This is a genomic window from Phytoactinopolyspora mesophila, from assembly GCF_010122465.1.
GTDB classification, from domain to species: Bacteria; Actinomycetota; Actinomycetes; order Jiangellales; family Jiangellaceae; genus Phytoactinopolyspora; species Phytoactinopolyspora mesophila.
Window position 1 is genome coordinate 111,262 of record NZ_WLZY01000002.1, and the last position, 22,195, is coordinate 133,456.

The following is a 22,195-nucleotide window of genomic DNA, read 5'->3' on the forward strand; positions in this document are numbered from 1 at the left end:
GCCGGCAGATTCTAGATGTGTAATATCCAGAATATGCGGATGAGTGAAGGCGTCGAGTGGGCGTTGCATACGTGCCTGAATCTCTCGTGGGTCGAATCGGGGGAGGCAGTGCCCACGGCTCGCCTGGCGGAGTTCTACGGGCTGCCGGCGGCATATCTCAACAAGCAACTGCAAGCGTTGGCCCGGGCCGGCATCCTGTCGTCCACCACTGGCCCCCGTGGCGGGTTCCGCCTGGCGCGTAGCCCGGAGAAGGTCACGCTGCTGGATGTGGTGACCGCGATCGAAGGGGCCGAGGAGGCGTTTCGCTGTGACCAGATCCTGCGGCACGGCCCAGGAGGTCGCCAGGACGTGGATTATCGCCAGGCATGTGTGATCTCGCAGGGTATGCGTAAGGCTGAGCTCGCCTGGAGGACCGAGTTGGCGGCGCAGAGCCTGGCCGACATCCGCGCGACGGTGGAGCGACGGCAGCCGTCGGCGCCCGGGCAAGCCCGAAGTCGGCTCGCGGCCGGAGCGGCCTGAGGGCCGCGGTCGGCGAATCCGACACGTCGAAGTCTCTGAAAATTAGCGATATTAAATATCTCGAATAGCTAGGAAAGTGGCCCCGCGTCAGGCCGCGAGCGGATCTCGCTCGCGCGCCCCGAGCGCGAATGGACAGGGAGGAGAAGGTCAGATGGGGATGGATGAACGCCTGCAGGTGGCTGACGGCGAGCCGCCGGAATCACCTACGGGTCCCCGTTCCGGCCGAAGCCCGGAGCGGGCGTCGTACCGGAGCTGGCTGGCGGTCTGGGCGGTGACGCTCGGCATCTTCTCGCTGATGACGTCGGAACTTCTGCCCGTCGGCCTTCTCTCGCCCGTGGCGGCAGAGCTGGGAGTCTCCGAAGGCATCGCCGGCTTGATGGTCACCGTCCCAGGGCTCGTGGCCGCCGTTGCCGCACCGGTGATAGCCGTCACCGCTGGGCGGATCGACCGACGTGTGTTGCTCGCTGCGCTTCTTGTTCTGCTGGCTGTCGGCAACCTCGGTAGTGCGGTGGGCTCGGACCTGGCCGTTGTGCTGGCGGCACGCTTCGTCGTCGGAGTCAGTATCGGCGGATTCTGGGCTATCGCGGGCGGCCTGGCCGTGCGACTGGTCCCGGCGGAGCAGGTGGGGCGCGCAACGGCGGTGATCTTCGGTGGCGTTTCGACCGCCTCGGTTCTAGGTGTTCCACTGGGGACTCTGCTCGGCGACACAAGTAGCTGGCGCATCGCGTTCACCGCGTTGGGCCTGCTGGGTCTCGTCGCACTTGCCGGCTTGCTTCTTTTGGTCCCGGCCCTCCCCGGCGCGCACGAGCTGAGCTTCGGCGAGCTGCCACGGCTGCTGCGCGGCAACGTCGGTGTCCGGCTCGGAGTGCTGATGACGTTCCTCCTCGTCACAGGGCATTTCATCGCCTATACGTTCGTGCGTCCGATCCTGCGCGAGGGGGCGGGTGTCGAGGCCGGCATGGTTGGTGTGGTCCTGCTCGCCTTCGGCGTCGCCGGCGTCGCGGGCAATTTCATCGCTGGTGCATGGGCGCATCACGACGTACGGCGCGTTGTGCTGGTGATCTCCACGCTGCTGGCCGCCGTCATGATCATGTTCGCATTCGTCGGTCAATCGGCGACGGCGGCGATCGCGCTCGTGGGTCTATGGGGGCTGGCCTTTGGCGGCGTCTCCGTGAGTCTGCAGATATGGATGCTGAAGGCCGCCCCGGAGGCCACCGAAGTGGCGACCTCGCTGTTCGTCGCTGCCTTCAACCTTTCCATCGCGCTGGGCGCATTAGTGGGCGGCGTCGTCATCGATGGCACTGCCGTGTTCGGCGTGGTGGTCTGTGCCGCCGTCCTGTTTGTCCTAACCGCATGCGCGGCGGGGTTCCTCCGTGCGGCACGTATGTCCAGCTGAACCGACTACCGAGAGGAAGAATGAGGATGACACACGCGATCATCAACCCGGCCGGACTTCACGACCCGGCCGGCTTCGGCTACAGCCATCTCGCCACTACGGAGAACCTAGTGTTCGTCGCGGGACAGTACGCCTCTGACGCGCGGGGTGAGGTCACGTCGACCGCCTTCGCCGAGCAGGTAGAGCAAGCCCTGGCCAACCTGCGAATCGCGTTGGCCGGCGCCGGCCTGGACTACAGCCACGTTGTCCAGCTACGTACCTTTGTCGTGGACCATGACGCCGACAAGCTCCGGGAGCTGGCGGCCCAGGTCGGCCGTATCTGGGGTGGGCAGCCGCCCACCCAGACGCTCATCGGGGTCGCGGCGCTGGCGCTACCGGGTATGTTGTTCGAGGTGGATGCCGTCGCTGTCCGGGTTTGAGGACGCCGACGCCCTCCGGGGTGGGAGCGCACATGTGTGCACCGTATCCGCGTCCCACCGCGGCCGAAAACCGGCCGGTCCTCGGAAGCTCCGCCATACTGAACACCATGGTCGAGCGTCGTATTCGCTACTCCGAGGAGCGGCCCTACGTCGTACCGGACACGCTGGAAGAGCTCACCGGCCCGACGCGGGGCGAGGTGACGCTGCCTTCCCGGCTGGACTGGTCCGAGCAGGGCACGTACAACCTCGACGATCCGCGTGAACTGAGCGTCATGTACGAACGCGTTCTGCGGGAAGCCATGGACGTGGAGGATCTCTGCCGTTATGTCAACGGCGCCATGCTTCGCCGAGCTTGGCCGCGCATGTTCCTTCCCGGCCGCGTCCGGGCGCTCTGGGAAGAGAGATTCCCTCAGCTCACGCGGACGGAGCTGTAGGCATGGACGCTTTTCACGCTCGGCTGGCCCGGCGCCGGGGTAGCCGCGGAAGGGAATTACTCGACGGCGAAGACACGCATCTGCAGCGCTAACGTGGAGTAGTAGCCGATGAGTGTGGTGAGCTCGAAGAGTTTGTCCGCTCCGAGGGTCGCGGAGACGTCACGGTAGCGCTCGTCGTCGAGATCCCGATGCCGTAGCACGTGCCGCGTGATCAGCAGAACCGCCGATTCCTCCGGATCGTCGAGATCCAGCGGGCCCTGCGCACGCAGGGCCTTCAGTTCGGCATCGGTGAGCCCGGCGTGAGCGCCGACGGCCTCGTGTGCCCGCTGCTCGAAAGCCGACTGCCAATGCGCGGCGACGGCGAGGACGGCGATCTCACGGCTACGGTCGGAGAGCCGTCCCTGGTACCGGAGCGCCACACCGACCTGCTGGAGTGGGTCTCCGATGGCCGGGTTGAGCAGCATGGCGTTGAACGGTCCCTCGAGCCGGCCTTCGTCGTCGGCAAGCCGAAACAGGCGTGGCCCGCTGGACCGGCTCCCGGACGTGATCGACGCATGCAGCCGCCGCTGCTCGTCATCGAGTTCGTCAGGCGCCGGACGGGGGATTCGACTCATAACGCCACAATATCTTGGCCGAAATGCTCATATATCAAGAATTAATCCACCAATCTCTTGACACGTGCAAAAGAATTCCAGGATGGTCTAGACCTCAGGAGAGATCTTCCCGAGCGAACCCGAGGAGACTAGATGCACGGTCGAACCCGGAACGTGATCGCTACCTTAGCCGCCGGTGGGCTGGTGGCGGCCTTCAACGTCGTTCCGTCCGCGTTGCCAGCAACGGACAGCAAAGACGAACTTGCCCCCGCCGTGCAGGATCTGGCCGCCGATATCGACGAGATCCTCGCTGATCCACGCATGGACGGCAGTCAGGCGTCCGTCGTGGTCGCCGACGCTGCGAGCGGTGAGGTGCTCTATGAGCGCAACGGCGAAAACCGGCTGATGCCCGCATCGAATCAGAAGATCGTGACGTCGGCGGCAGCCATGGACGTCCTCGGGCCCGACTACACCTTCACCACTACTGTTGAGACCGATGCCCGGCACACCGGGCGAATCCTCGCCGGTGACCTTTACCTGCGCGGCACCGGCGATCCGACCATGCTCGTCGAGGACTACGAGGCGTTGGCGGACGAGATCGCCGACGCCGGCATTCAACGTGTACATGGGGGTGTGGTCGCTGACGACACGTGGTTCGACGACGTTCGGCTCGGCCTCGGCTGGGACTGGGACGATGAGCCGTTCTATTACTCGGCGCAGATCTCCGCGCTGACCGCGGCGCCGGACACCGACTACGACGCCGGCACGGTCATCATCGAGGTGGATCCAGGCAGGCGGGTGGGCGACGCGCCCCAGGTCACCATGACTCCGGAGAACGAGTACGTGGAGATCGTCAACGACGCCACGACCACCGAGGCAGGTACTGGGCGGTCGCTCTCCATCGACCGGGAGCGGGGCGGCAACACGATCCGCATCAGCGGCACCATCGCAACCGATGGTTCGGGAAGCCGGGTGTGGCGGACTGTCTGGGAGCCGACCGACTTCGCGGCGCACCTGTTCCTGGCGGCACTGGAAGACCGTGGCGTGCACGTCCGGGAAGGCATCTCTCGCGGCAGCACTCCGGGCGACGCCCGTGTTCTTGCCGCGCACGAGTCCATGTCGTTGAGCGAACTGCTCATCCCCTTCATGAAGCTCAGCAACAACGGCCATGCCGAAGTGCTGATGAAAGCCATGGGCAGGGAAACAGCCGGCGCCGGAACCTGGGCGGCCGGGCGGGAAGCCGTGCGGGAGTCGCTGCGGGGCTGGGATGTCGAGCCGGGCAACATGGCGATTGCCGACGGTTCGGGTCTGGGGCGCCGCAACTGGATCCCGGCCAACGAGCTCATCACCCTGTTGCGCAGCATCCAGGACGAGACGTGGTACGACCAGTGGTACGAGTCGATGCCGGTGGCCGGAATCGAAGAGCGACTGGTCGGAGGTACGCTGCGGTCCCGGATGTCGGGGACAGCCGCTGAAGGCAACGCTGTGGGCAAGACCGGAACGCTCACCGGCGCGACCGGGCTCTCAGGGTACGTCACCACGGCCGACGGTGACGAACTCGTCTACTCGATACTGCTCAACTACTACCTGAGCGGCAAGCCCAGCGACCTGGAGGACCAGATCGTGGTGCGCCTGGCCGAACATTCGGCCGACGGTGAATCGCCGATGGGGACGTTCAGCGTTCCGGAACCACCCGCCGAGATGCCGGACGATCTCGAATGTTCCTGGACGAAGGCCTGCTGACGAAGAACCGTCGGTAGTGCGGACGACCTTCGTGGCCTCACGTAACGGATAGACGCCTGGCGGCGCCGCGAAACGTTACGGGAGGCCACGAAGTCCGTGGGGCCCGAGAAAGTATCAGTAGCGACGGGGTATCAATCCCGGCTGGCGGAGCCCGGACCGGCGCTCGTGGGGACACGTCCTGCGAGCGCCGGTGCCGTGTTCGGAACCGTTGTCCGGAACGTGGCAAGCATCGGCGTCAACGGCGAGCCTCTGACCGGGAACAGTCCGCGGTGGCGGACAATGGGTACGTGAGTCTCTATCGCGACGAAGGGGTTGTGCTGCGCACCCAGAAGCTGGGTGAAGCCGACCGGATCGTCACGTTGCTCACCCGTGGCAACGGCCGGATCCGGGCCGTCGCCAAAGGGGTGCGCCGCACCAGCAGCCGCTTCGGCGCGCGGCTGGAGCCGTTCATGCACGTCGACGTCCAATTCGCCACCGGACGCAGCCTGGATGTCGTGACCCAGGTAGAGACTCTGGCCCCGCTAGGGACAACCATCTGTGCCGACTATTCGTGTTACACCGCCGGCACCGCGATCCTCGAGACGGCGGAGCGGCTGAGCGCGGAAGAACGTGAACCGGCCATCCAGCAGTATCAGCTGCTCGTGGGTGCGTTGCGCGCGCTGGCCAACGGCGATCACGACTCCGGCCTGGTTCTTGACGCCTATTTGTTGCGTGGGCTGGCCATCGCTGGGTTCGCACCGAGCTTCACCGACTGTGCGCGCTGCAGCTCTGCCGGGCCACATCGGTTGTTCTCCGTGCAGGCCGGTGGCACGGTCTGCCCGTCGTGCCGGCCGTCTGGCACCGTCGCGCCGTCGGCGGACACCATGGCCTTGCTGGGGGCGTTGCTGGCGGGTGACTGGTCCGTCGCCGACGCCAGCGAGAACCGTGCTCGGAGGGAGGCCAGCGGCATCACCGCCGCCTTTCTACAGTGGCACCTGGAGCGAGGGTTGCGTTCGCTGCCCCTGGTCGAGCGGGTGTATCGGGAGAAGAACGTGGTGGACGCCCAACAGTTGGAGCAGCATGACGAAGCGGTATGACACGCCGCCGCCACATCCGTCCGGCGCCACCCCGCCGCCCATCCCGCGGGAGCTGGTGCCCAAACATGTGGCCATCGTCATGGATGGGAACGGACGCTGGGCCAACCAACGCGGCCTGCCCCGCACCAAGGGCCATGAGGCGGGTGAGGCGGCGCTGCTGGACGTGATCCACGGTGCCATCGAGATGGGGATCGGCTGCCTGTCGGCGTACGCGTTCTCCACCGAGAACTGGCGCCGTTCGCCGGACGAGGTCCGCTTCCTGATGGGATTCAACCGCGACGTCATTCATCGTCGCCGGGACGAGCTCGACGCGTTGGGCGTGCGGATCCGCTGGGCCGGGCGTCGTCCCCGGTTGTGGAAGAGTGTGATCGACGAGCTTGCCTATGCCGAGCGTCGTACCAAGAAGAACGACGTCATCACACTGCAGTTCTGTGTGAACTACGGCGGCCGTGCCGAGCTCGGCGACGCCGCGGCGGCGCTGGCAGCTGACGTCGCGGCCGGCCGGGTGAACCCGAAGCGAGTCAACGAGAAGACGCTGGCCCGCTATCTCTACAACCCCGACTTGCCTGATGCCGACCTGTTCGTGCGTTCGTCGGGGGAGCAGCGTACGTCTAACTTCATGTTGTGGCAGGCGGCATACGCCGAGATGGTCTTCCTCGACACATTGTGGCCGGAATTCGACCGCCGTGACCTGTGGCGGGCGGTCGAGATCTACGCCCGGCGAGACCGCCGCTACGGAGGTGCCGACCCCGCAGCCCCGGCCGTGTGAGCCCGGCGCCCCTATTCGTGCGGGCCGTAGGGCAAGATCGGGTGGATGGGTACTGACTCGACGTGGTTGCTTCGCCTCGACTCCAGCGGTGATGGGCCGCGGCTGGCGGTCAAAGACTGTATCGACGTTGCGGGCACGCCGACCACCGCGGGTAGCCGGGCCGTCGCCGAGGACGCCGTCGCAGCCGAGTTCGACGCTCCCGTTGTGGACACAGCTCGGCGGCAGGGCGCCCGGATCGTCGGCAAGACGAATCTCGTCGAGCTGTGCCGGCGTATCCACGGGCTCAACGCCTGGACCGGCACGCCGGTCAACCCGATCGATCCGGAGCGGCTGCCCGGCGGCTCGTCCAGCGGATCGGCCGTCGCCGTCGCGCGGGACGAGGCCGATGTCGCCTACGGGACCGACACCGGTGGCTCGGTGCGGGTTCCCGCCGCATGTTGCGGGATCGCCGGGCTCAAGACGACGGCCGGCCGGATCCCGACACACGGCGTCTACGAATTCTCCCGCACCCTCGACACCGTGGGGCCGCTGGCACGCGACGCCGCCGGGCTGGCTGTGGGGATGCGCCTGATGGAGCCCGGCTTCAGCAGCGCCGAGCCGGGGGAGGTGCCGCTCACCGCGGCCCGGCTGCGATTCCCCGGCGTCGAACCAGGAATCGACGACGCGCTGGACGCCGCGCTGGCCGCTGCCGGTGTGCGGCTCACCGACGTCGTCATCGCGGAGTGGGAGGAATGGATCGCCGCCGCAAATGTGATCATGTCGGCCGAAGGCTACTGGGCGCAGCGGCATCTTCTCGATCGCGCGGATCGGCTGGAGGCGGACCACACCAGGCTCATCACGGAGGGTGGTGAGTTGTCAGCCGCGCAGGTCACACAGGCACGCCGGGCCGGGCATGCCGCCCGGGAACGTATCGGCGCGCTCCTGCGGGAGCACCGGTTCCTGGCCCTTCCGACACTGCGCGAGCAGCCGCCCCGGTTCGGCGAGCGGACCGCGATGACCTATCTGACCGTGCCGCTCAACCTGGCCGGGCTGCCGGCCGTGTCGATCCCGGTGGCCCGCCCCGACGGTGGATTCCCGGCGTCGCTTCAGATGGTCGGTGGTTGGCATGAAGAGGAACTCTTGCTCGCGGCGGCCGCCGTCGTCGAAGGAGCCCTCGGCTAGCCCGTTCGGAATAATTTGCCGGTGGTTCCGCGGCGCCTCAGGGCCGGAGGATCGTCACGCCGGTGGGCGACGATCCGGACATCGCTATGAGCGCATCCACACCCTCGTCCAGCGTCATCTCCCGGCCGAGCAGTAGCTCCGGACGGAGCAGTCCGGAAACGATCTCGTCCAGCATGCGCGGGTAATGGTGGGCGGGCATGCCATGGCTGCCCACGAGTTCGAGCTCTTGGGCGACGACCGGTCCCATCGCCACCGCCTGCGTCGCGGCGTCGGCGACCAGCAGGCCAACCTGCACATGCCGGCCGCGGGGGCGCAGGCTGTGCAGTGAGTTCTGGAACGTCGTCGTGTGGCCGAGGGCGTCGAGAGAGACGTGGGCGCCGCCGCCGGTCAGTTCCCGTACCGCTGCGGGGACGTCGTCCTTCGAGCCGTTGACGACGGCCGTCGCGCCGAATGTGCGGGCCGCCTCGAGCGCCCGGCTCGAGATATCCACGGCGACGACGTTCGCGCCGTGGGCCGCGGCGATCATGACGGCTGACAGCCCGACGCCGCCACAGCCGTGCACGGCGATCCATGTGTCCGGATCGTGTTCACCGCCGTGGTTCGAGACCGGAGTCGCCGGTTGAGGATCTTTCGGGCCGATGCCGCCGTGGTCGACGACGGCCCGATAGGCGGTGGCGAACCGGCAGCCGAGGCTCGCGGCCGCGGCGGCACTGATCGCGGCCGGCAGCCGCACCAGGTTGACGTCGGCATGCCGGACGACCGTCAGCTCAGCGAACGATCCCCAGTGGGTGAATCCGGGCTGGGTCTGCTGGTCACACACTTGTTGATCGCCGGCGCGACAGCGCGGGCACCGACCGCACGCGTTCACGAACGGGGTGGTTACCCGGTCTCCGGCGGTCCAGCCGGTGACCTCGGCGCCGACCTCGGCGATGGTGCCCGCGAACTCGTGACCGGGTACGTGGGGGAGCGTGATGTCGGGGTCGTGCCCCATCCAGCCGTGCCAGTCGCTGCGGCACAGCCCGGTGGCCTCGACCCGGACGACGGCGCCGTCGGGCGGACACTGCGGCCGCGGAACGTCGCGGATCTCAGGCCGCTCCTGGAACCCCTCGTAGATCATGGCTCGCACGGGCCAACCATAGTGGCCAAACTCCCCGGTGATCGTCAGGGCGTTGTGGTTGCTATGAGGTGATCGTCAGTGGGTTGTGGCTGCGGGGTAGCAACCACAACGCCCTGACGATCACCGGAAGAGTCTGGGCTGTCGGTGCGCGCTGCTAGCGTGCGGGTGCACAGGAGAATCTGGATATCCGTCGCACGGGATGACGGATCCGGGATGCCCGGAAACGGAGGCAGAGGCAATGGCGATGCGCGGACGGCGACTGGCCGTGCTCGACGCTCCCACCAGCCTTGGGCTGCGCCCACCCGAGGACGGAGCCGTGCCGGGGTGCTACAAAGCGCCGGGCGTCTTGCGGGACGCCGGGCTGCTCACCCGGCTGAGTGCTCAGGATGCCGGCGTGGTGACACCGGCGCGATACCGCCCGGATTGGGTGCCGGGCCGGGTGCGCAACGAGCAAGCCATCGCGGACCATTCGCGTGAGCTCGCCAGCCGGATTCAAGACCTACTCGGACATTCGCATCCACCCCTGATTCTCGGTGGTGACTGCAGCATCCTGGTCGGAGTTGGATTGGCGTTGCAGCGGACCGGGCGCTTCGGTCTGGTATCACTCGACGGCCTGGATTACCGGCATCCTGGAAACATGGCCGACGCCGGTGTCGCCGCTGGTGGGGAGAGCCTCGCGTTCATGACCGGTCTGGGCGGCTCACTCGCGGAACTGGATGGCCGGCGACCATACCTACGCTCGGAGGACGTCGTCGCTGTGGGGGTACGGCCGGACGACGAGTGCTCGGCTGAGGCGGCATCACACGGTATGCACCTGATCGGGGCACCGGCGGTGGCGGGTGACCCGGCCGCAGCGGCCTCCGACGCGTTGGGCACTGTGGAGCGGCCCGAGCTGGATGGGTTCTGGATTCACCTCGACGCCGATGTTCTCGACCCGAAGCTCATGCCCGCTGTTGACAGCACCGAACCCGGTGGGCTCAGGTGGGAAGAACTGGGCACGGTGCTGCGGCGCCTTCTGGCATCACCCCGAGCTGTGGGCCTCGACGTCACCATTTACGACCCCGATCTCGATCCCGGCTTCGGGTATGGCCGTCGCCTCGCTGACCTTCTCGTCACCGTGCTCAGCGACGAACGTTAGTGCCTGTTCCTCGCCCCCTGTTGGATCAGTGAGCGGATTCTCCACCTATCAGTGTTCGTCGTAGTGCTTGCCGTGCGCCGCATGTAGATGGCCGTCGTGCAGGTAGTCGGTGTGGTCGCCATGCTCCACCGCTGGGTGCCCGCAGTTCTCGTCATGTTGATGCGGGTGTTCCTCGGACGGCACGTGAGTGCCGGTGACCCTCGGGTCCTCGTCGTCGGGCCGTCGCCGCTGCCGGTGGCGACGTAAAAAGGTCCCCAGCGGCCACGCCAGCGCGAACCCGGCCAGGGCGATCACCACGATGCTGGCTCCCGGCGCGACGTCGACATGGTATGAGAACACGACGCCCGCCAGTGACGGGACAAGTCCGAGCGCCAGCGCGAGCGCGAACGTGGTCCGGAAGCCACGAGTCAGCTGCATCGAGGTGGCAACGGGTACCACCATGAGAGCGCTGACCAGCAGCAGCCCGACAGTTCGCATGGCTACGGCGACGGTGACCGCCGCCATCACCGCGATCATGATGCTGTACAACCGGACCGGCAGCCCGCAGGCTCGGGCATACTCTTCGTCCTGGCACACGGCGAACAGTTGCGGGCTCATACCGATCGACAAGACGATGACGACCACCGCCAAGATCCCGATCACCCAGAGGTCTTCCTGCGAGACCGTGGTGATAGAGCCGAACAGATAGGTGTTCAGTGTCGCGGCGGTGCTACCAGCCAGGCCGGTCAGCAGGACACCGCCGGCGATACCGCCGTAAAAGAGCATGGCCAGTGCGACGTCCGCGGACGCCCGCCCATGCGCCCGGACGAGTTCGATCGTCACCGCGCCGAGAATCGCCACGGCGACGGCCGTCCAGACCGGCGCCCAGCCGGTCAGCAACCCGACCGCCACACCGGTCAGCGCCACATGCCCGATCCCGTCGCCCATGAGTGCGAGCCGGCGGTGCACCAGATAGGTGCCGACGGCCGGCGCGGCCAGGCCCGTCAACAGGGCGGCGATCAGCGCCCGCTGCATATGCGGGTAGCTCAGTAGGTCGAGGTTCAGGAAGTCCATCCGAACGGCCCTGTCTCTTCGTCGGAGCTGTGCGGGTGGTCGTTGGGCACGGCACTGGGCACGCCGATAGTGCCGTCAGCAGCCGATCCCCCCGCGACGGCAGCGGAATGCGCACCCGGGTGTCCTACGTGGCGGCCGGCCGCGACCGGCACCGGGACAGGCCCGTCGTACGCCACACGGCCGGCATCAAGAACGACGCCCCGGCTCACGAGAGGTTCTAACGGGCCCATATCGTGCAGCACCAGTAGTACCGTGCGTCCAGAGGCGACGAATGTCCGCAGTGATCGGGCGAAGGCTTCCTGGCTACGTTGGTCGACACCTGCGTTCGGCTCGTCGAGCACAAGCAGATCGGGGTCGCCGGAAGCGGCCCGGGCAATAAGCGCGCGCTGCTGTTGCCCGCCGGACAGGGTGTGGATGCCGTCGTCGGCGCGGTCGGCCAGTCCGACCATCTCGATAGCGCGGTCGACGGCCTCGCGGTCGCTGCGGGTGGACGGCCAGAACGGCTTGCGACGCGCCAACCGGCCGGAGGCTACGACCTCGCGCACCGTGGCCGGCACCCCTCCCGCGGCGGTGGTTCGCTGTGGGACGTAGCCGAGGCGCGGCCAGTCATGAAATGAGCGAAGCGGCTGTCCGAAGATGGTGATGTCACCCGTCACCGGCGGGATCAGCCCGACGATCGCGCGCACCAGCGTGGACTTTCCGGAACCGTTGGCGCCGAGCAAAGTGACAACCTCGCCACGGGACACCTGGAAGTCGATGCCGTGGAGCACGGGCCGTTCACCGAGCTCCACGGTCAGATCACGCACATCGACGATGAGTTCACTCATGAGCGAGTCATCACGCGGTGCCGGATGGCGCGGGTCGCACGAGTATCGCGAGAATCCATGAATGCAGACGGTACTCCGATCGCTGGGTCGCGGGACACCATTGCCCCGCGACCGCGATTCGCGCCGGTTCTAAGAACATCCGTTGGCAGCGCGCAGCGCTTCCAGGTTCGCCCGCATCAGGCTGATGTAGTCCTCGTCCAGGGTGTCGTCGGTGAGACCTTCGATCGGGTCGAGCACGTCGGTCTCCAACCCGAGGTCTCCCGCGATGGCCTCGATAACGTCGGGACTGGTGAGCGGCTCGTAGAAGACGGTGGTGATGCCTTCCTCACGCACGGTGTCGTGGACCTCCGCGACCCGGGCGGCCGAGGGCTCGGAGTCCGGGTCGAGGCCGGCCACACCCAGCTGCTCCAGCCCGTAGCGATTCGCGAGGTACCCGAAGGCTTCGTGGCTGACAACGATCAGCGTCCGTTCGCATTGGGCTAAGCCGTCGCGGAAGTCTTCGTCCAGTTCCTCGAGCTCGGCCTGCAGAGCCTCGGCGTTGGCGTGATACGTGTCGGCGTGCTCGGGGTTGATCTCAGCCAGGACGTCGGCGACCCCTTCGGCGATGGCAGCCATGTTGGCGGGGTCGAGCCACAGGTGCGGATCGCCCTCTAGATCGCCGTGGTCGTGGGCGTCGTCTTCGTGGCCGTGGGCGTCGTCTTCGTGGCCGTGGGCGTCGTCTTCGTGGCCGTGGTCGTCATCGTCTTCGTGGCCGTGGTCGTCATCGTCTTCGTGGCCGTGGTCGTCATCGTCTTCGTGGCCGTGGTCATCGTCGTCTTCGTGGCCGTGGTCATCGTCGTCTTCGTGGCCGTGGTCATCGTCTTCGTGGCCGTGGTCGTGATCGTCCGGGATGAGCTCGACGACTTGGGCGACATCCAGCACCGGCCCGGAGCTGCTTTGCTCGATGGCGGCGTCAACGGCGGGCTGGAAACCCTCGAGATAGAGCACGAAATCCGCATCCGCGACCGAACCCACCTGCTGGCCGGTCAGCTCCATGTCGTGTGATTCCACGCCCGGCTGGGTGAGGTTCTCCACTGAACCGTGTTCGCCCGCGACCCGTTCGGCAACAAAGGCCAGGGGGTAGAACGCGGCCAGGATGGCCGGGCCGTCACCGTCGGAAGATGCGTCGTCGGAGGAATTGGTGTCGTCCGAACTGCCATCGTCCGAGGCGCAGCTGGCGAGCAGCAGGCCGGAAGTGGCAAGAACGGCGAGCCCACGAGTGAAGGAGCGCCTGGTCATGGGAGACATTCTCAGATAAAGTGACAACCATTGTCAAAAACGACGGCAGCCGTTGGTGCGCGTCGGTATCATCAGGTGTCCTGACTCAGCGACGGCCAGCCGAAGCGTTGGTCGCGCCAAGGAAGAGCGACACAGTTGGGGGAGCGTGGGGTGCCCGGAATCGGCTTCGCGAAAGCTAAGCTGGGGACCTGCACAGGCAATCGAATCGCACGGGAGGCGGGCGCATCCAGTGTCGCCACAAGAGCAACCGGTCAAAGAGCATCGCCGGACGCGGCAACGGGCGGCTGTCGACGAAGTGCTCGACGAGACAGAAGATTTCATCAGCGCGCAGGACCTGCACGCCATTTTGCGCTCGCGTGGTCTCAGTGTCGGGCTCGCCACGGTTTATCGCACATTGCAGTCGCTGGCGGACGACGGCCGGGTGGACGTCCTGCGCACGGCCGGCGGCGAGGCCGCATACCGGCGGTGTGAGCGCGATGAGCACCACCATCACCTGGTATGCCGGTCGTGTGGTGCCACGGTGGAGATCGCCGGGCCCGCGGTTGAGCGGTGGACAACTTCGGTGGCCAAAGATTACGGCTACATCGACGTCGCCCACACGCTCGAGATCTTCGGCACCTGTCCGCGCTGCGCCGGTCAGAAATGACAAGCAGCTAGCGACTCTCGAGTCGGCGCGGGGCCGGGCAGCGGGCGCTACAGCACGCCTGCCGACTGCGCGATCACAATGGCTACTAGTGCACCGATCACAGCGGTCCGGATCATCCTCGGCGTCGGCTCGAGCCTTGGCCAGGCCAGGACCAGCAGCCAGGACAGAAACACGATCACGACGCTGAGTAGCAAGGGGGCCCACGGTGCGGGCGCGAGCAGGCCACCCAGCAGGATGCCGGCGGTGACTACTCCCAGCAGCCACTTGGGTGCGCTTGTCAGCCGGACCAGCAGCGGGTAACTGACTCGCTCGAGGTTGGCCCGCCAACCCGGCTGCGGAGCAGGCGACGGGCCGGGACGTCGAGTACTACCCGGGCGAGGGGCCCGTGGAGCCGATCCCGGAGTGCCCGGGCGCCGGTTGGGGGAGCGGCGTTGCTGACGGCGGTTGTTCGGCACGACTGTCCTTATGTCTGGGACGGTCCCGGTGGGATTCCGGGCTGTGATTCGTCTTCGCTGAGGGCTCCATGCATGGTACGGCGTTAGTGCGAGTGGCTCTAGGCTCACTATGCTCTGCCATGCACTGTCAATATTGCCACCCGGGCGTTGGCATGCCGTCGGCGCGTTCGCTCGCTGGCGGGACGAATCGGACATCGGGCCATGGCGCCATCTGCCGTGTGCACGGTGTCGTGGCTCGTGCTGTGTGTCGCCGGGGGCTGAAAGGACCGAAATGCTCGTGGTCACCCGGTACCGGGTCCCCCGCCAGGACGCCCTGACCTTTCGCGACCAGGCGCGCGCGGCGTTGAGTGCACTCGCCGGACAACCTGGCTGGCAAGCAGGGCATGTCGGCCGCGCCGTCGACGACCCCACGCTTTGGGTGCTCAGTAGCCAATGGCGCGACGTCGGCTCGTATCGGCGGGCGTTGTCGTCGTACGACGTCAAGCTGCGGGCGGTGCCGCTGCTGTCCCTGGCGATCGACGAGCCGACCGCGTTCGAGATCCTGACCGACTCCGACACCAGCGCGCGGGCGGCGGATGCCGAAGACGTCGGACTGGGCGACGCGGCCGCGCCATCGGTGACCACCGACCTGGACGGGGGAGCACAGTGACCGGGTCGCACTCGCACATGCATCCCGACACGCCACCAGCGGGCCCGCGGGTGCGCAAAGCCGTCCTCTCGGTTCTGCTGCCGCTGATCGTGGTCACGATCGTCGGCTTGATCGTCTTGTGGCCCACCGATGATCCGCCCCGTATCGACTCCGGGGTGCGCACCGATGCCGTCATCACCGACATCCGGCCTTGCGAGGACGTCCAGGACGCGCCACCACCGGGTGGTCACAGTCACGGTGGCCAGCCTTCAGGCGAGTGCCGGGAAGGCGTCGTCGAAATCACTTCGGGCCCGGACAAGGGCGAGGAAACGGTGGTGTCGCTGTGGTTCGGCGAGGGAGCTCCCGCTTTCGACGTCGGCGACAAGGTAGTGCTGGCCGGCGCTTTCGAACAGCCTCTGGACCAGCGCTACGAGGTCACCGACTTCCAACGTGGCATGCCGTTGCTCTGGCTGGCCATCCTCTTCGCCGTGGCGGTGGTCGTGCTGTCCAGGTGGCGAGGCCTGGCGGCCCTGGGTGGGCTGGTGATCTCGGTGGTCGTCCTGATCACATTCCTGTTGCCAGCTCTTCTGGCCGGCAAGGAGCCGCTGGCCGTGGCGGTGGTGGGCGCGTCAGTGATCATGATCGTCACGTTGTATATGTCGCATGGCATCTCGATCCGGACATCGGTGGCTCTGATCGGGACTCTGATCAGCTTGACGCTGACCGGATTGCTGGGCGCGCTGTTCACCGCCCTGGGGCAATTCACCGGATTGGTCGATCACGCCGCGGCTTACATAGGTACGGTGAACGCCGAGTTCAATATCAGGGGCCTGCTGCTCGCGGGGCTCGTCGTCGGCGCACTGGGTGTCCTTGACGACACCACGGTGACCCAGACGGCCACCATCTGGGAACTGTCGATGGCCGATCCCAACTCGTCGCGCACAGAACTCTTCGCGGCTGGGATGCGCATCGGCCGCGAGCATGTCGCCGCGACGGTGAACACGCTGGTCCTCGCCTACGTCGGCGCGTCGTTGCCGCTGCTCATGCTGTTCAGCGTGGCCGGGCAGGGCGTCATCGACGCCGTCACCACCGAAGCGGTGGCCCAGGAGGTGGTCCGGGCGCTGGTCGGCGGACTGGGCATCATCGCGGCGGTGCCCGTCACCACTGGTCTCGCGGTCCTGGCCGTGCGTCAAGGGCAGCCGGAACCGGCCGGCAAACGCCGCCAGCGGTCTGGTCGTGGCGGTGCCCGCGCCGCCTCGAAGACTCGTTGATAACGTCGGAGGCTGATGTCTCGCCGACAGCCAGCCGGATGGAGTGATCACCAGTGCCCGTGTCCCCTGTCGATGCCGTGGTCTCGCTCGCCAAGCGGCGCGGATTCGTCTACGCCACCGGGGACATCTACGGCGGCACCCGGTCAGCCTGGGACTACGGACCGCTGGGGGTGGAATTCAAGGAGAACATCCGGCGCCAGTGGTGGCGAGCCATCGTGCAGCAGCGCGACGACGTGGTCGGCCTTGATTCTGCGGTGATACTGCCTCGTGAGGTCTGGATGGCGTCGGGACACGTCGATGCATTCGTGGACCCGCTTGTCGAGTGCCAGTCGTGTCACCACAGATTCCGCACGGACCACCTGGAAGACGAGTTCACCGAGCGTAAGGGCAGAGCTCCCGAGGGTGGGCTGGCAGGTGTGCCGTGCCCTGACTGCGGCGCCAAACACTCCTGGACCGAACCGAGGATGTTCAACGGGCTGCTCAAGACCTTTCTCGGGCCGGTCGACACCGGCGAGGGCCTGCATTTCCTTCGCCCGGAGACCGCGCAGGGCATCTTCGTCAACGTCCAGAACGTGATGAACACCGCGCGTAAGAAGCCGCCGTTCGGTATCGCCCAAACGGGAAAGTCGTTCCGCAACGAGATCACTCCGGGCAACTTCATCTTCCGCACCCGTGAATTCGAGCAGATGGAGATGGAGTTTCTCGTCGAGCCCGGCACCGACGAGCAATGGCACGAATACTGGTTGCAGGAGCGCTGGAGCTGGTACGTCGATCTCGGTATTTCCGAGGAGAACCTGCGCTACTACGAACACCCGGCGGAGAAGCTGTCCCACTACTCCAAGCGGACCGTCGACATCGAATACCGGTTCCGGTTCGGCGGCGCGGAGTTCGCCGAGCTGGAGGGGATCGCCAACCGCACCGATTTCGACCTGGCTACCCACGCGAAGCACTCCGGCGTCGACCTCGGCTACTTCGATCAGGAGAAGGGCCAGCGCTGGGTCCCCTACGTGATCGAGCCGGCGGCAGGCCTGACCCGCTCGGTACTGGCTTTCCTGCTCGACGCCTACGACGTGGACGAGGCCCCCAACGCCAAGGGCGGCCTTGACCGCCGTACGGTGCTGCGATTCGATCCGCGACTGGCGCCGGTCAAGGCCGCGGTGTTGCCGTTGTCGCGCAACGCGGAGCTGTCTCCGATGGCTCGTGAGCTGGCGAAGACACTGCGGGCGCGCTGGAATGTGGAGTTCGACGACGCCGGCGCGATCGGACGTCGCTACCGTCGCCAGGATGAGATCGGCACGCCCTTCTGTGTCACGGTCGATTTCGATACCCGCGACGATCAGGCTGTGACCGTGCGGGAACGTGACTCGATGCGGCAGGAACGGGTCGGGCTCGACCGGATCGAGGCTTACCTCGCGGAGCGGATCCCGGTCTGTTGAGAGATCACGCGGGTGCGAAGATCTGATCGAGGATGGCCCGGCCGACACCGCGGATCCCGGCGTCCGGGCCGGTTCGGCTCTGACCGATGTGCAGATCGCGGGTAATCAGTGGGTGGCAGCCTTCGTAGAGTTGACTTCGGACGGCGGCGACGAAGGGCTCGACGACTGAGAGCAGCCCACCGAGGAACACCGCGTCGGGGTTGACGAAATTGACTACTGGGCTGAGCGTCTCCCCGAGTGAGCGTCCCGCGTTGCGGACGCGGGTGGTCGCGATCGGGTCGGCGTTGCGGGTCGCTTCGACCACCTCAGCGGTGCTGTTGACGTCGAGACCGTCCTCTCGGAGCGCACGCACCAGGGCGGAGCCGCTGGCGATAGTCTCCAAGCAGCCGACGTTGCCGCAGCTGCACGCCCGATGGTCCGCGGCCGACACCCGCACGTGGGTGATGTCGCCGGCGGCGCCGGAGCCGCCGCGGTAGATCCGGCCATCGACGATCAGCCCACACCCGATCGCGGCACCGGCCTTGGCCAGGATGCTGTGCCGGGCGTGTGGCAGCTGTTGGTGATGCGCCCGGTGTTCGGCCAAGGCCATCGCGTTCGCGTCGTTCTCGACGGCACAGGGCACGGCGAAACGGTTGGCCATCCAATCCCGAATGGGAAAGTGGTGCCAGCCGGGCATGCGGGACGGCGAGTCGACCCGGCCGTGCCATACGTCGACCGGCCCGGGCAGCGCCAGCCCGACGCCGCGGAGACCGCCGAGGTCAGCTGCGCCATCGTTCAGTTGAGCCAGGGAAGCGGCTAGCGTTTCGAGGGCAGCCTCCGGGCCGGCGGCGACGTCCAGCGTGATGTCGGCCGCCTCCCGGGGTTCGCCCAGCAGGTCCATCCGGGCCAGGCGGGCATGTCGCCCGCCGAGATCCGCGACGAGAACGTGGCCTGCTGAGCGGTTGATCCGCAACATACGCGGGCGCCGGCCACCCGTCGATGTGCCGCTGCCGTCCTCGACCACGAGGCCGGAGTCGATCAGTTCCTGGACCCGAAGTGACACGGTGGAGGGCGCCAGGCCCAGCTCCCGGGCGATGTCTCTACGTGAGTTGACGTGCTCAGCCGCGAGCAGGCTGATGATGCTCGCCGCGGTCGGAGCGGACTCGTCGGCGTGCCCCCGGCCGGGCGTTCCCACCTGCATGTCTTCCCGTCGTAAAAAGTTGGTTACTTATTTCGATCTCCTGCTGAGGTCCGACCCTAGCAGGCCAGGACTTCGTGCTGGTCAGGAGTGAACCGAGGTGCTCGAACGAAAGTGTGCCACTAAGTTCGATTGGAGCTTGCGTTAGTTGAGTAGATGCAGTTAGTGTGCCGGACATCATGCGACAGCGGCACGAATGGTGGCCAAACATTCGCTCCAGCTCGGTGCCGGTCGACCCTTGACGTCAAAAGGAGTGCCGATGCTTCAACCACCACGCGGCCGCAGCCCACGGCTGCTTGCCGCCGGTGTGCTCTCGATGTCGCTCGCCCTGGCCGCATGCGGGAGCGGCGAGGAGACTCAGAGCAGCGATTCGCCGGGCAGGGACAGCATGACCTACGCGCTGCCGCCCAACGCGACGCCGAACTGGATTCTTCCGATGGCGCTGCCGGAGTACATGGCCACCCACAATGCCGCCATCCGGCGTGCGGTGTGGACACCGGTGGTCAACGTGCACGGCGCCGACGGGGAGGTCGAGTGGGATCACCGGGGAAGCCTGGCCTCGGCCGTGGAGTTCTCCGACGACGGCCGGGCCGTGACGATCTCGCTGAACGACGTGTCGTGGAGTGACGGCGAGCCCGTGAGCTCCCGCGACGTGGAATTCTGGTACAACCTGGTCGACGCCAACAAGCAGGCGTGGGGTGGCTACGCCGCCGGCCGGATCCCGGACAACATCGAGGCCTGGGAGAACATCGACGACACGACGTTCGAGATCACGTTCGACGACCTCTACAACCAGGACTGGCTGCTCTACAACCAGCTGATCAACCTGACCGCCATCCCGGCGCACGCATGGAACAAGACCAGCGACGACGGCGCCATCGGCGATCACGACCGCACACCCGAAGGTGCCGAAGAGGTCTGGGACTATCTCGTCGGCCAGGCCGAGCAGACCGACACATACGCGACCAATCCACTGTGGAGCGTCGTGAACGGGCCGTACACCATCGCCGAATGGACCTCCACCGGCCAGGTCACGCTGGAGGCCAACGAGAACTACGACGGCAATGACCCCGCGCAGATCCAGACGGTGACACTACAGCCGTTCACCAGCGCCGACGCGCAACTCAACGCGCTGCGAGCCGGAGAGCTCGACTACGGGTATCTGCCCGCCTCCGCGCTCGACCAGCAGCCTGAATTCGAAGGCCGCGGCTACGTCGTCGAGCCTTGGGCCGGATGGTCGATCACCTACTTGCCGTACAACTTCAACAACCCCGACATGGGCGCGGTATTCCAGCAGCTCTACGCCCGGCAGGCGATCCAGCACTCGATCGACCAGGAGAGCATCGCCGGCGTCATCTGGCACGACACGGCGCAGCCGACCTACGGCCCCGTCCCGCAGAGTCCGCCGTCGGACTTCCTCTCCGAGACACAGCAGTCGAACCCTTACCCGTTTGACACCGAGACGGCTGTCGAGCTTCTGACCAGCAACGGCTGGGAGGTCGGCAGTGACGGATTCGCGGTGTGCGAGAACGCCGGAACCGGGGCCGGCGAATGCGGTGAAGGCATCGATGCCGGCACGAAGTTCGAGATGACTGTGCTGTCGCAGAGTGGCTCCACCGAAACCGACAACATGATGTCGGAGATCAAGTCGTCGCTGGCGAAGTCCGGTATCGACTTGAACATCACCTCCGAGCCGCTCAATCAGGTGCTCGGGCAGAGCGTTCCGTGTGAGCCGGACGAGGAAGCCTGTTCGTGGCAGCTCTCGTTCTTCGGCACCCAGGGCAGCTGGTACTTCCCGGCCTATCCGACCGGTGAGCGGCTGTTCGGCGAAGGCGCGACGGCCAACTTCGGCAACTACTCGAACCCGGAGGTCGACGAGCTCATCGAGGCCACTTTGACCGGTGACGATTCCGACGCGATGCGCCAATACAGCGAGGCGCTAGCGCTTGACCTGCCAGTGGCGTGGCTGCCGTCGCCGGCCTATCAGGTCTCGGCCTTCCGGGAAGGCCTCGAAGGCACCGGACAGGACCCGCTGGCGGTGTTCCTGCCGCAGCGCTGGTCCTGGGCAGACTGACACCCGGGCTCGAGGGAATCACGGCGAATGACTCGCTATCTCGTGCGGCGCGTGCTTCAGGCCGTCATCGTCATCGTGATCGTCACGGTGATCGTGTTCGTCCTGCTGCACGCGCTGCCAGGTGGGCCCGCGCGCGGCGTTCTGGGACAGCAGGCCACGCCCGAGCAGATCGCGGCGTTCAACCGCACTCAGGGGCTCGATCAGCCGGTCTGGACGCAGTACTGGCATTACCTGGGCCGGCTGCTCAGCGGTGACCTGGGAACGTCGTACACCCTGAACGCACAGGTGTCCGATCTCCTGGCGGCCCGGCTGCCCAAGACGCTTGTCCTGACCGTGGTGTCCACGTTGCTGGCGCTGGTCATCGCGATCCCGCTGGGCATCTGGCAGGCAGCACGGCGCAACAGCGCGTTCGATTACGCGGCTACCGCGCTGGCGATCGTCGTGTATTCGACGCCCGTGTTCTTTCTCGGGCTGATCCTGATCATGCTGTTCGCCCAGGTGATACCCCTGTTCCCAGCCCAGGCCCCGCAGGGGGATTCACTGGGAGCCATTCTCAGTGAACCACGGGGCCTGGTGCTGCCCATCGTGACCGGCGCGCTGGCAACCATCGCCGCGTTCAGCCGGTACATGCGCTCGGCGACCCTGGACAACTTGGCCGAGGACTACGTGCGCACGGCCCGCGCCAAGGGCACCGGGGAGCGGGCGGTGCTGTTCCGGCACGTGACCCGAAACTCGCTGGTGCCGGTCATCACGATGCTGGGCTACTTCGTGCCGGTGATGTTCGGTGGCAGCTTGGTGGTGGAGTCGATGTTCAACTATCCAGGCGTCGGCTTCTTGTTCTGGAACGCGGCGCAGACGTCGGACTTCCCGGTGTTGCTCGGGGTGGTTCTGGTCATCGCCGTCGCGACCGTCGTCGGGTCTTTGCTGGCTGATATCGGCCAGGCGCTGCTGGATCCGCGGGTGAGGAGCGTGGCGCTATGACGGC

Annotated in this window: 22 protein-coding genes; 15 read left to right on the forward strand and 7 right to left on the reverse strand. The window is 66.7% G+C overall.

Annotation, left to right across the window (positions count from 1 at the left end):
- Nucleotides 1–33 precede the first annotated feature (33 nt).
- The 4 genes from F7O44_RS06750 to F7O44_RS06765 all read left to right on the forward strand — a co-directional run bounded on the left by F7O44_RS06750 (nucleotide 34) and on the right by F7O44_RS06765 (nucleotide 2,768).
- Nucleotides 34–519, forward strand: coding sequence for an Rrf2 family transcriptional regulator (locus F7O44_RS06750; RefSeq protein ID WP_162449476.1), 486 nt, complete (start codon nucleotides 34–36; stop codon nucleotides 517–519).
- A 151-nt stretch (nucleotides 520–670) separates the two neighbouring features.
- Entirely contained in the window at nucleotides 671–1,915 is a 1,245-nt protein-coding gene (locus tag F7O44_RS06755; protein ID WP_222851145.1) for an MFS transporter, read from the forward strand.
- A 26-nt stretch (nucleotides 1,916–1,941) separates the two neighbouring features.
- A complete protein-coding gene (locus F7O44_RS06760) occupies nucleotides 1,942–2,334 on the forward strand; it encodes a RidA family protein (RefSeq protein ID WP_162449477.1) in 393 nt (130 codons plus the stop codon).
- A 107-nt stretch (nucleotides 2,335–2,441) separates the two neighbouring features.
- Nucleotides 2,442–2,768, forward strand: a complete 327-nt coding sequence (locus tag F7O44_RS06765; protein ID WP_162449478.1) for a hypothetical protein — start codon at nucleotides 2,442–2,444, stop codon at nucleotides 2,766–2,768.
- A gap of 56 nt (nucleotides 2,769–2,824) precedes the next feature.
- On the opposite strand, the gene F7O44_RS06770 is transcribed toward F7O44_RS06765, so the two are convergent.
- A complete protein-coding gene (locus tag F7O44_RS06770) occupies nucleotides 2,825–3,382 on the reverse strand; it encodes a carboxymuconolactone decarboxylase family protein (RefSeq protein ID WP_162449479.1) in 558 nt (185 codons plus the stop codon).
- A gap of 132 nt (nucleotides 3,383–3,514) precedes the next feature.
- Between F7O44_RS06770 and dacB the strand changes: the two genes are divergently transcribed.
- From dacB to F7O44_RS06790, 4 genes are all read left to right on the forward strand, one after another.
- On the forward strand, nucleotides 3,515–5,104 hold the full coding sequence (dacB, locus tag F7O44_RS06775) for a D-alanyl-D-alanine carboxypeptidase/D-alanyl-D-alanine endopeptidase (RefSeq protein WP_162449480.1): 1,590 nt from the start codon (nucleotides 3,515–3,517) through the stop codon (nucleotides 5,102–5,104).
- Between the two features lie 287 nt (nucleotides 5,105–5,391).
- A complete protein-coding gene (recO, locus tag F7O44_RS06780; protein WP_162449481.1) occupies nucleotides 5,392–6,180 on the forward strand; it encodes a DNA repair protein RecO in 789 nt (262 codons plus the stop codon).
- On the forward strand, nucleotides 6,164–6,949 hold the full coding sequence (locus tag F7O44_RS06785) for an isoprenyl transferase (protein ID WP_162449482.1): 786 nt from the start codon (nucleotides 6,164–6,166) through the stop codon (nucleotides 6,947–6,949). Before recO ends, F7O44_RS06785 begins: the two co-directional genes overlap by 17 nt.
- Before the next feature lie 45 nt (nucleotides 6,950–6,994).
- Nucleotides 6,995–8,110: an amidase gene (locus F7O44_RS06790; RefSeq protein WP_162449483.1), complete on the forward strand. Its 1,116-nt coding sequence runs from the start codon at nucleotides 6,995–6,997 to the stop codon at nucleotides 8,108–8,110.
- Between the two features lie 37 nt (nucleotides 8,111–8,147).
- On the opposite strand, the gene F7O44_RS06795 is transcribed toward F7O44_RS06790, so the two are convergent.
- On the reverse strand, nucleotides 8,148–9,227 hold the full coding sequence (locus F7O44_RS06795) for a zinc-dependent alcohol dehydrogenase family protein (RefSeq protein WP_162450037.1): 1,080 nt from the start codon (nucleotides 9,225–9,227) through the stop codon (nucleotides 8,148–8,150).
- 238 nt (nucleotides 9,228–9,465) lie between these two features.
- Here F7O44_RS06795 and F7O44_RS06800 point away from each other — a divergent pair, with 238 nt between their 5' ends.
- The gene (locus F7O44_RS06800) at nucleotides 9,466–10,365 is read left to right on the forward strand and encodes an arginase family protein (protein WP_222851147.1); all 900 of its coding nucleotides are present in this window, start codon (nucleotides 9,466–9,468) and stop codon (nucleotides 10,363–10,365) included.
- 48 nt (nucleotides 10,366–10,413) lie between these two features.
- Here F7O44_RS06800 and F7O44_RS06805 read toward each other — a convergent pair whose 3' ends face one another.
- The 3 genes from F7O44_RS06805 to F7O44_RS06815 all read right to left on the reverse strand — a co-directional run bounded on the left by F7O44_RS06805 (nucleotide 10,414) and on the right by F7O44_RS06815 (nucleotide 13,523).
- Entirely contained in the window at nucleotides 10,414–11,418 is a 1,005-nt protein-coding gene (locus F7O44_RS06805; protein WP_222851148.1) for a metal ABC transporter permease, read from the reverse strand.
- Complete coding sequence (locus F7O44_RS06810; protein ID WP_162449484.1) at nucleotides 11,406–12,245, reverse strand: metal ABC transporter ATP-binding protein; 840 nt, start codon at nucleotides 12,243–12,245, stop codon at nucleotides 11,406–11,408. The genes F7O44_RS06805 and F7O44_RS06810 overlap by 13 nt, the downstream gene beginning before the upstream one ends.
- A 129-nt stretch (nucleotides 12,246–12,374) precedes the next feature.
- Nucleotides 12,375–13,523 carry a metal ABC transporter substrate-binding protein gene (locus tag F7O44_RS06815; protein ID WP_187361161.1) on the reverse strand — a complete coding sequence of 383 codons (1,149 nt, stop codon included), beginning with the start codon at nucleotides 13,521–13,523 and terminating at the stop codon, nucleotides 12,375–12,377.
- 229 nt (nucleotides 13,524–13,752) lie between these two features.
- Here F7O44_RS06815 and F7O44_RS30955 point away from each other — a divergent pair, with 229 nt between their 5' ends.
- Nucleotides 13,753–14,169, forward strand: coding sequence for a transcriptional repressor (locus tag F7O44_RS30955; protein ID WP_162449486.1), 417 nt, complete (start codon nucleotides 13,753–13,755; stop codon nucleotides 14,167–14,169).
- 47 nt (nucleotides 14,170–14,216) lie between these two features.
- Here F7O44_RS30955 and F7O44_RS06825 read toward each other — a convergent pair whose 3' ends face one another.
- Nucleotides 14,217–14,624 carry a DUF6703 family protein gene (locus tag F7O44_RS06825; RefSeq protein ID WP_162449487.1) on the reverse strand — a complete coding sequence of 136 codons (408 nt, stop codon included), beginning with the start codon at nucleotides 14,622–14,624 and terminating at the stop codon, nucleotides 14,217–14,219.
- Nucleotides 14,625–14,895: 271 nt separating this feature from the next.
- On the opposite strand from F7O44_RS06825, the gene F7O44_RS06830 reads away from it, so the two are divergent.
- From F7O44_RS06830 to F7O44_RS06840, 3 genes are read left to right on the forward strand one after another with little or no spacing between them, the layout of a single operon-like run.
- Nucleotides 14,896–15,273: an antibiotic biosynthesis monooxygenase family protein gene (locus F7O44_RS06830; RefSeq protein ID WP_162449488.1), complete on the forward strand. Its 378-nt coding sequence runs from the start codon at nucleotides 14,896–14,898 to the stop codon at nucleotides 15,271–15,273.
- Nucleotides 15,270–16,523: a YibE/F family protein gene (locus F7O44_RS06835; RefSeq protein WP_162449489.1), complete on the forward strand. Its 1,254-nt coding sequence runs from the start codon at nucleotides 15,270–15,272 to the stop codon at nucleotides 16,521–16,523. The genes F7O44_RS06830 and F7O44_RS06835 overlap by 4 nt, the downstream gene beginning before the upstream one ends.
- 53 nt (nucleotides 16,524–16,576) lie before the next feature.
- Nucleotides 16,577–17,959 carry a glycine--tRNA ligase gene (locus F7O44_RS06840; protein ID WP_162449490.1) on the forward strand — a complete coding sequence of 461 codons (1,383 nt, stop codon included), beginning with the start codon at nucleotides 16,577–16,579 and terminating at the stop codon, nucleotides 17,957–17,959.
- 4 nt (nucleotides 17,960–17,963) lie between these two features.
- On the opposite strand, the gene F7O44_RS06845 is transcribed toward F7O44_RS06840, so the two are convergent.
- Nucleotides 17,964–19,139 (reverse strand): ROK family transcriptional regulator, encoded by a 1,176-nt coding sequence (locus F7O44_RS06845; protein WP_162449491.1) that lies wholly within the window; start codon nucleotides 19,137–19,139, stop codon nucleotides 17,964–17,966.
- A 256-nt stretch (nucleotides 19,140–19,395) separates the two neighbouring features.
- Here F7O44_RS06845 and F7O44_RS06850 point away from each other — a divergent pair, with 256 nt between their 5' ends.
- On the forward strand, nucleotides 19,396–21,210 hold the full coding sequence (locus F7O44_RS06850; protein WP_162449492.1) for a peptide ABC transporter substrate-binding protein: 1,815 nt from the start codon (nucleotides 19,396–19,398) through the stop codon (nucleotides 21,208–21,210).
- A gap of 27 nt (nucleotides 21,211–21,237) precedes the next feature.
- On the forward strand, nucleotides 21,238–22,191 hold the full coding sequence (locus F7O44_RS06855) for an ABC transporter permease (protein WP_162449493.1): 954 nt from the start codon (nucleotides 21,238–21,240) through the stop codon (nucleotides 22,189–22,191).
- The last annotated feature ends 4 nt before the right edge of the window (nucleotides 22,192–22,195 follow it).

Coding starts and splice junctions, on each gene's coding strand:
- F7O44_RS06750 (WP_162449476.1), top strand. CDS start 34: ATGCGGATGAGTGAAGGCGTCGAGTGGGCGTTGCATACGTGCCTGAAT.
- F7O44_RS06755 (WP_222851145.1), top strand. CDS start 671: ATGGGGATGGATGAACGCCTGCAGGTGGCTGACGGCGAGCCGCCGGAA.
- F7O44_RS06760 (WP_162449477.1), top strand. CDS start 1,942: ATGACACACGCGATCATCAACCCGGCCGGACTTCACGACCCGGCCGGC.
- F7O44_RS06765 (WP_162449478.1), top strand. CDS start 2,442: ATGGTCGAGCGTCGTATTCGCTACTCCGAGGAGCGGCCCTACGTCGTA.
- F7O44_RS06770 (WP_162449479.1), bottom strand. CDS start 3,382: ATGAGTCGAATCCCCCGTCCGGCGCCTGACGAACTCGATGACGAGCAG.
- dacB (WP_162449480.1), top strand. CDS start 3,515: ATGCACGGTCGAACCCGGAACGTGATCGCTACCTTAGCCGCCGGTGGG.
- F7O44_RS06785 (WP_162449482.1), top strand. CDS start 6,164: ATGACGAAGCGGTATGACACGCCGCCGCCACATCCGTCCGGCGCCACC.
- F7O44_RS06790 (WP_162449483.1), top strand. CDS start 6,995: ATGGGTACTGACTCGACGTGGTTGCTTCGCCTCGACTCCAGCGGTGAT.
- F7O44_RS06795 (WP_162450037.1), bottom strand. CDS start 9,227: ATGATCTACGAGGGGTTCCAGGAGCGGCCTGAGATCCGCGACGTTCCG.
- F7O44_RS06800 (WP_222851147.1), top strand. CDS start 9,466: ATGGCGATGCGCGGACGGCGACTGGCCGTGCTCGACGCTCCCACCAGC.
- F7O44_RS06805 (WP_222851148.1), bottom strand. CDS start 11,418: ATGGACTTCCTGAACCTCGACCTACTGAGCTACCCGCATATGCAGCGG.
- F7O44_RS06810 (WP_162449484.1), bottom strand. CDS start 12,245: ATGAGTGAACTCATCGTCGATGTGCGTGATCTGACCGTGGAGCTCGGT.
- F7O44_RS06815 (WP_187361161.1), bottom strand. CDS start 13,523: ATGACCAGGCGCTCCTTCACTCGTGGGCTCGCCGTTCTTGCCACTTCC.
- F7O44_RS06830 (WP_162449488.1), top strand. CDS start 14,896: ATGCTCGTGGTCACCCGGTACCGGGTCCCCCGCCAGGACGCCCTGACC.
- F7O44_RS06845 (WP_162449491.1), bottom strand. CDS start 19,139: ATGCAGGTGGGAACGCCCGGCCGGGGGCACGCCGACGAGTCCGCTCCG.
- F7O44_RS06850 (WP_162449492.1), top strand. CDS start 19,396: ATGCTTCAACCACCACGCGGCCGCAGCCCACGGCTGCTTGCCGCCGGT.
- F7O44_RS06855 (WP_162449493.1), top strand. CDS start 21,238: ATGACTCGCTATCTCGTGCGGCGCGTGCTTCAGGCCGTCATCGTCATC.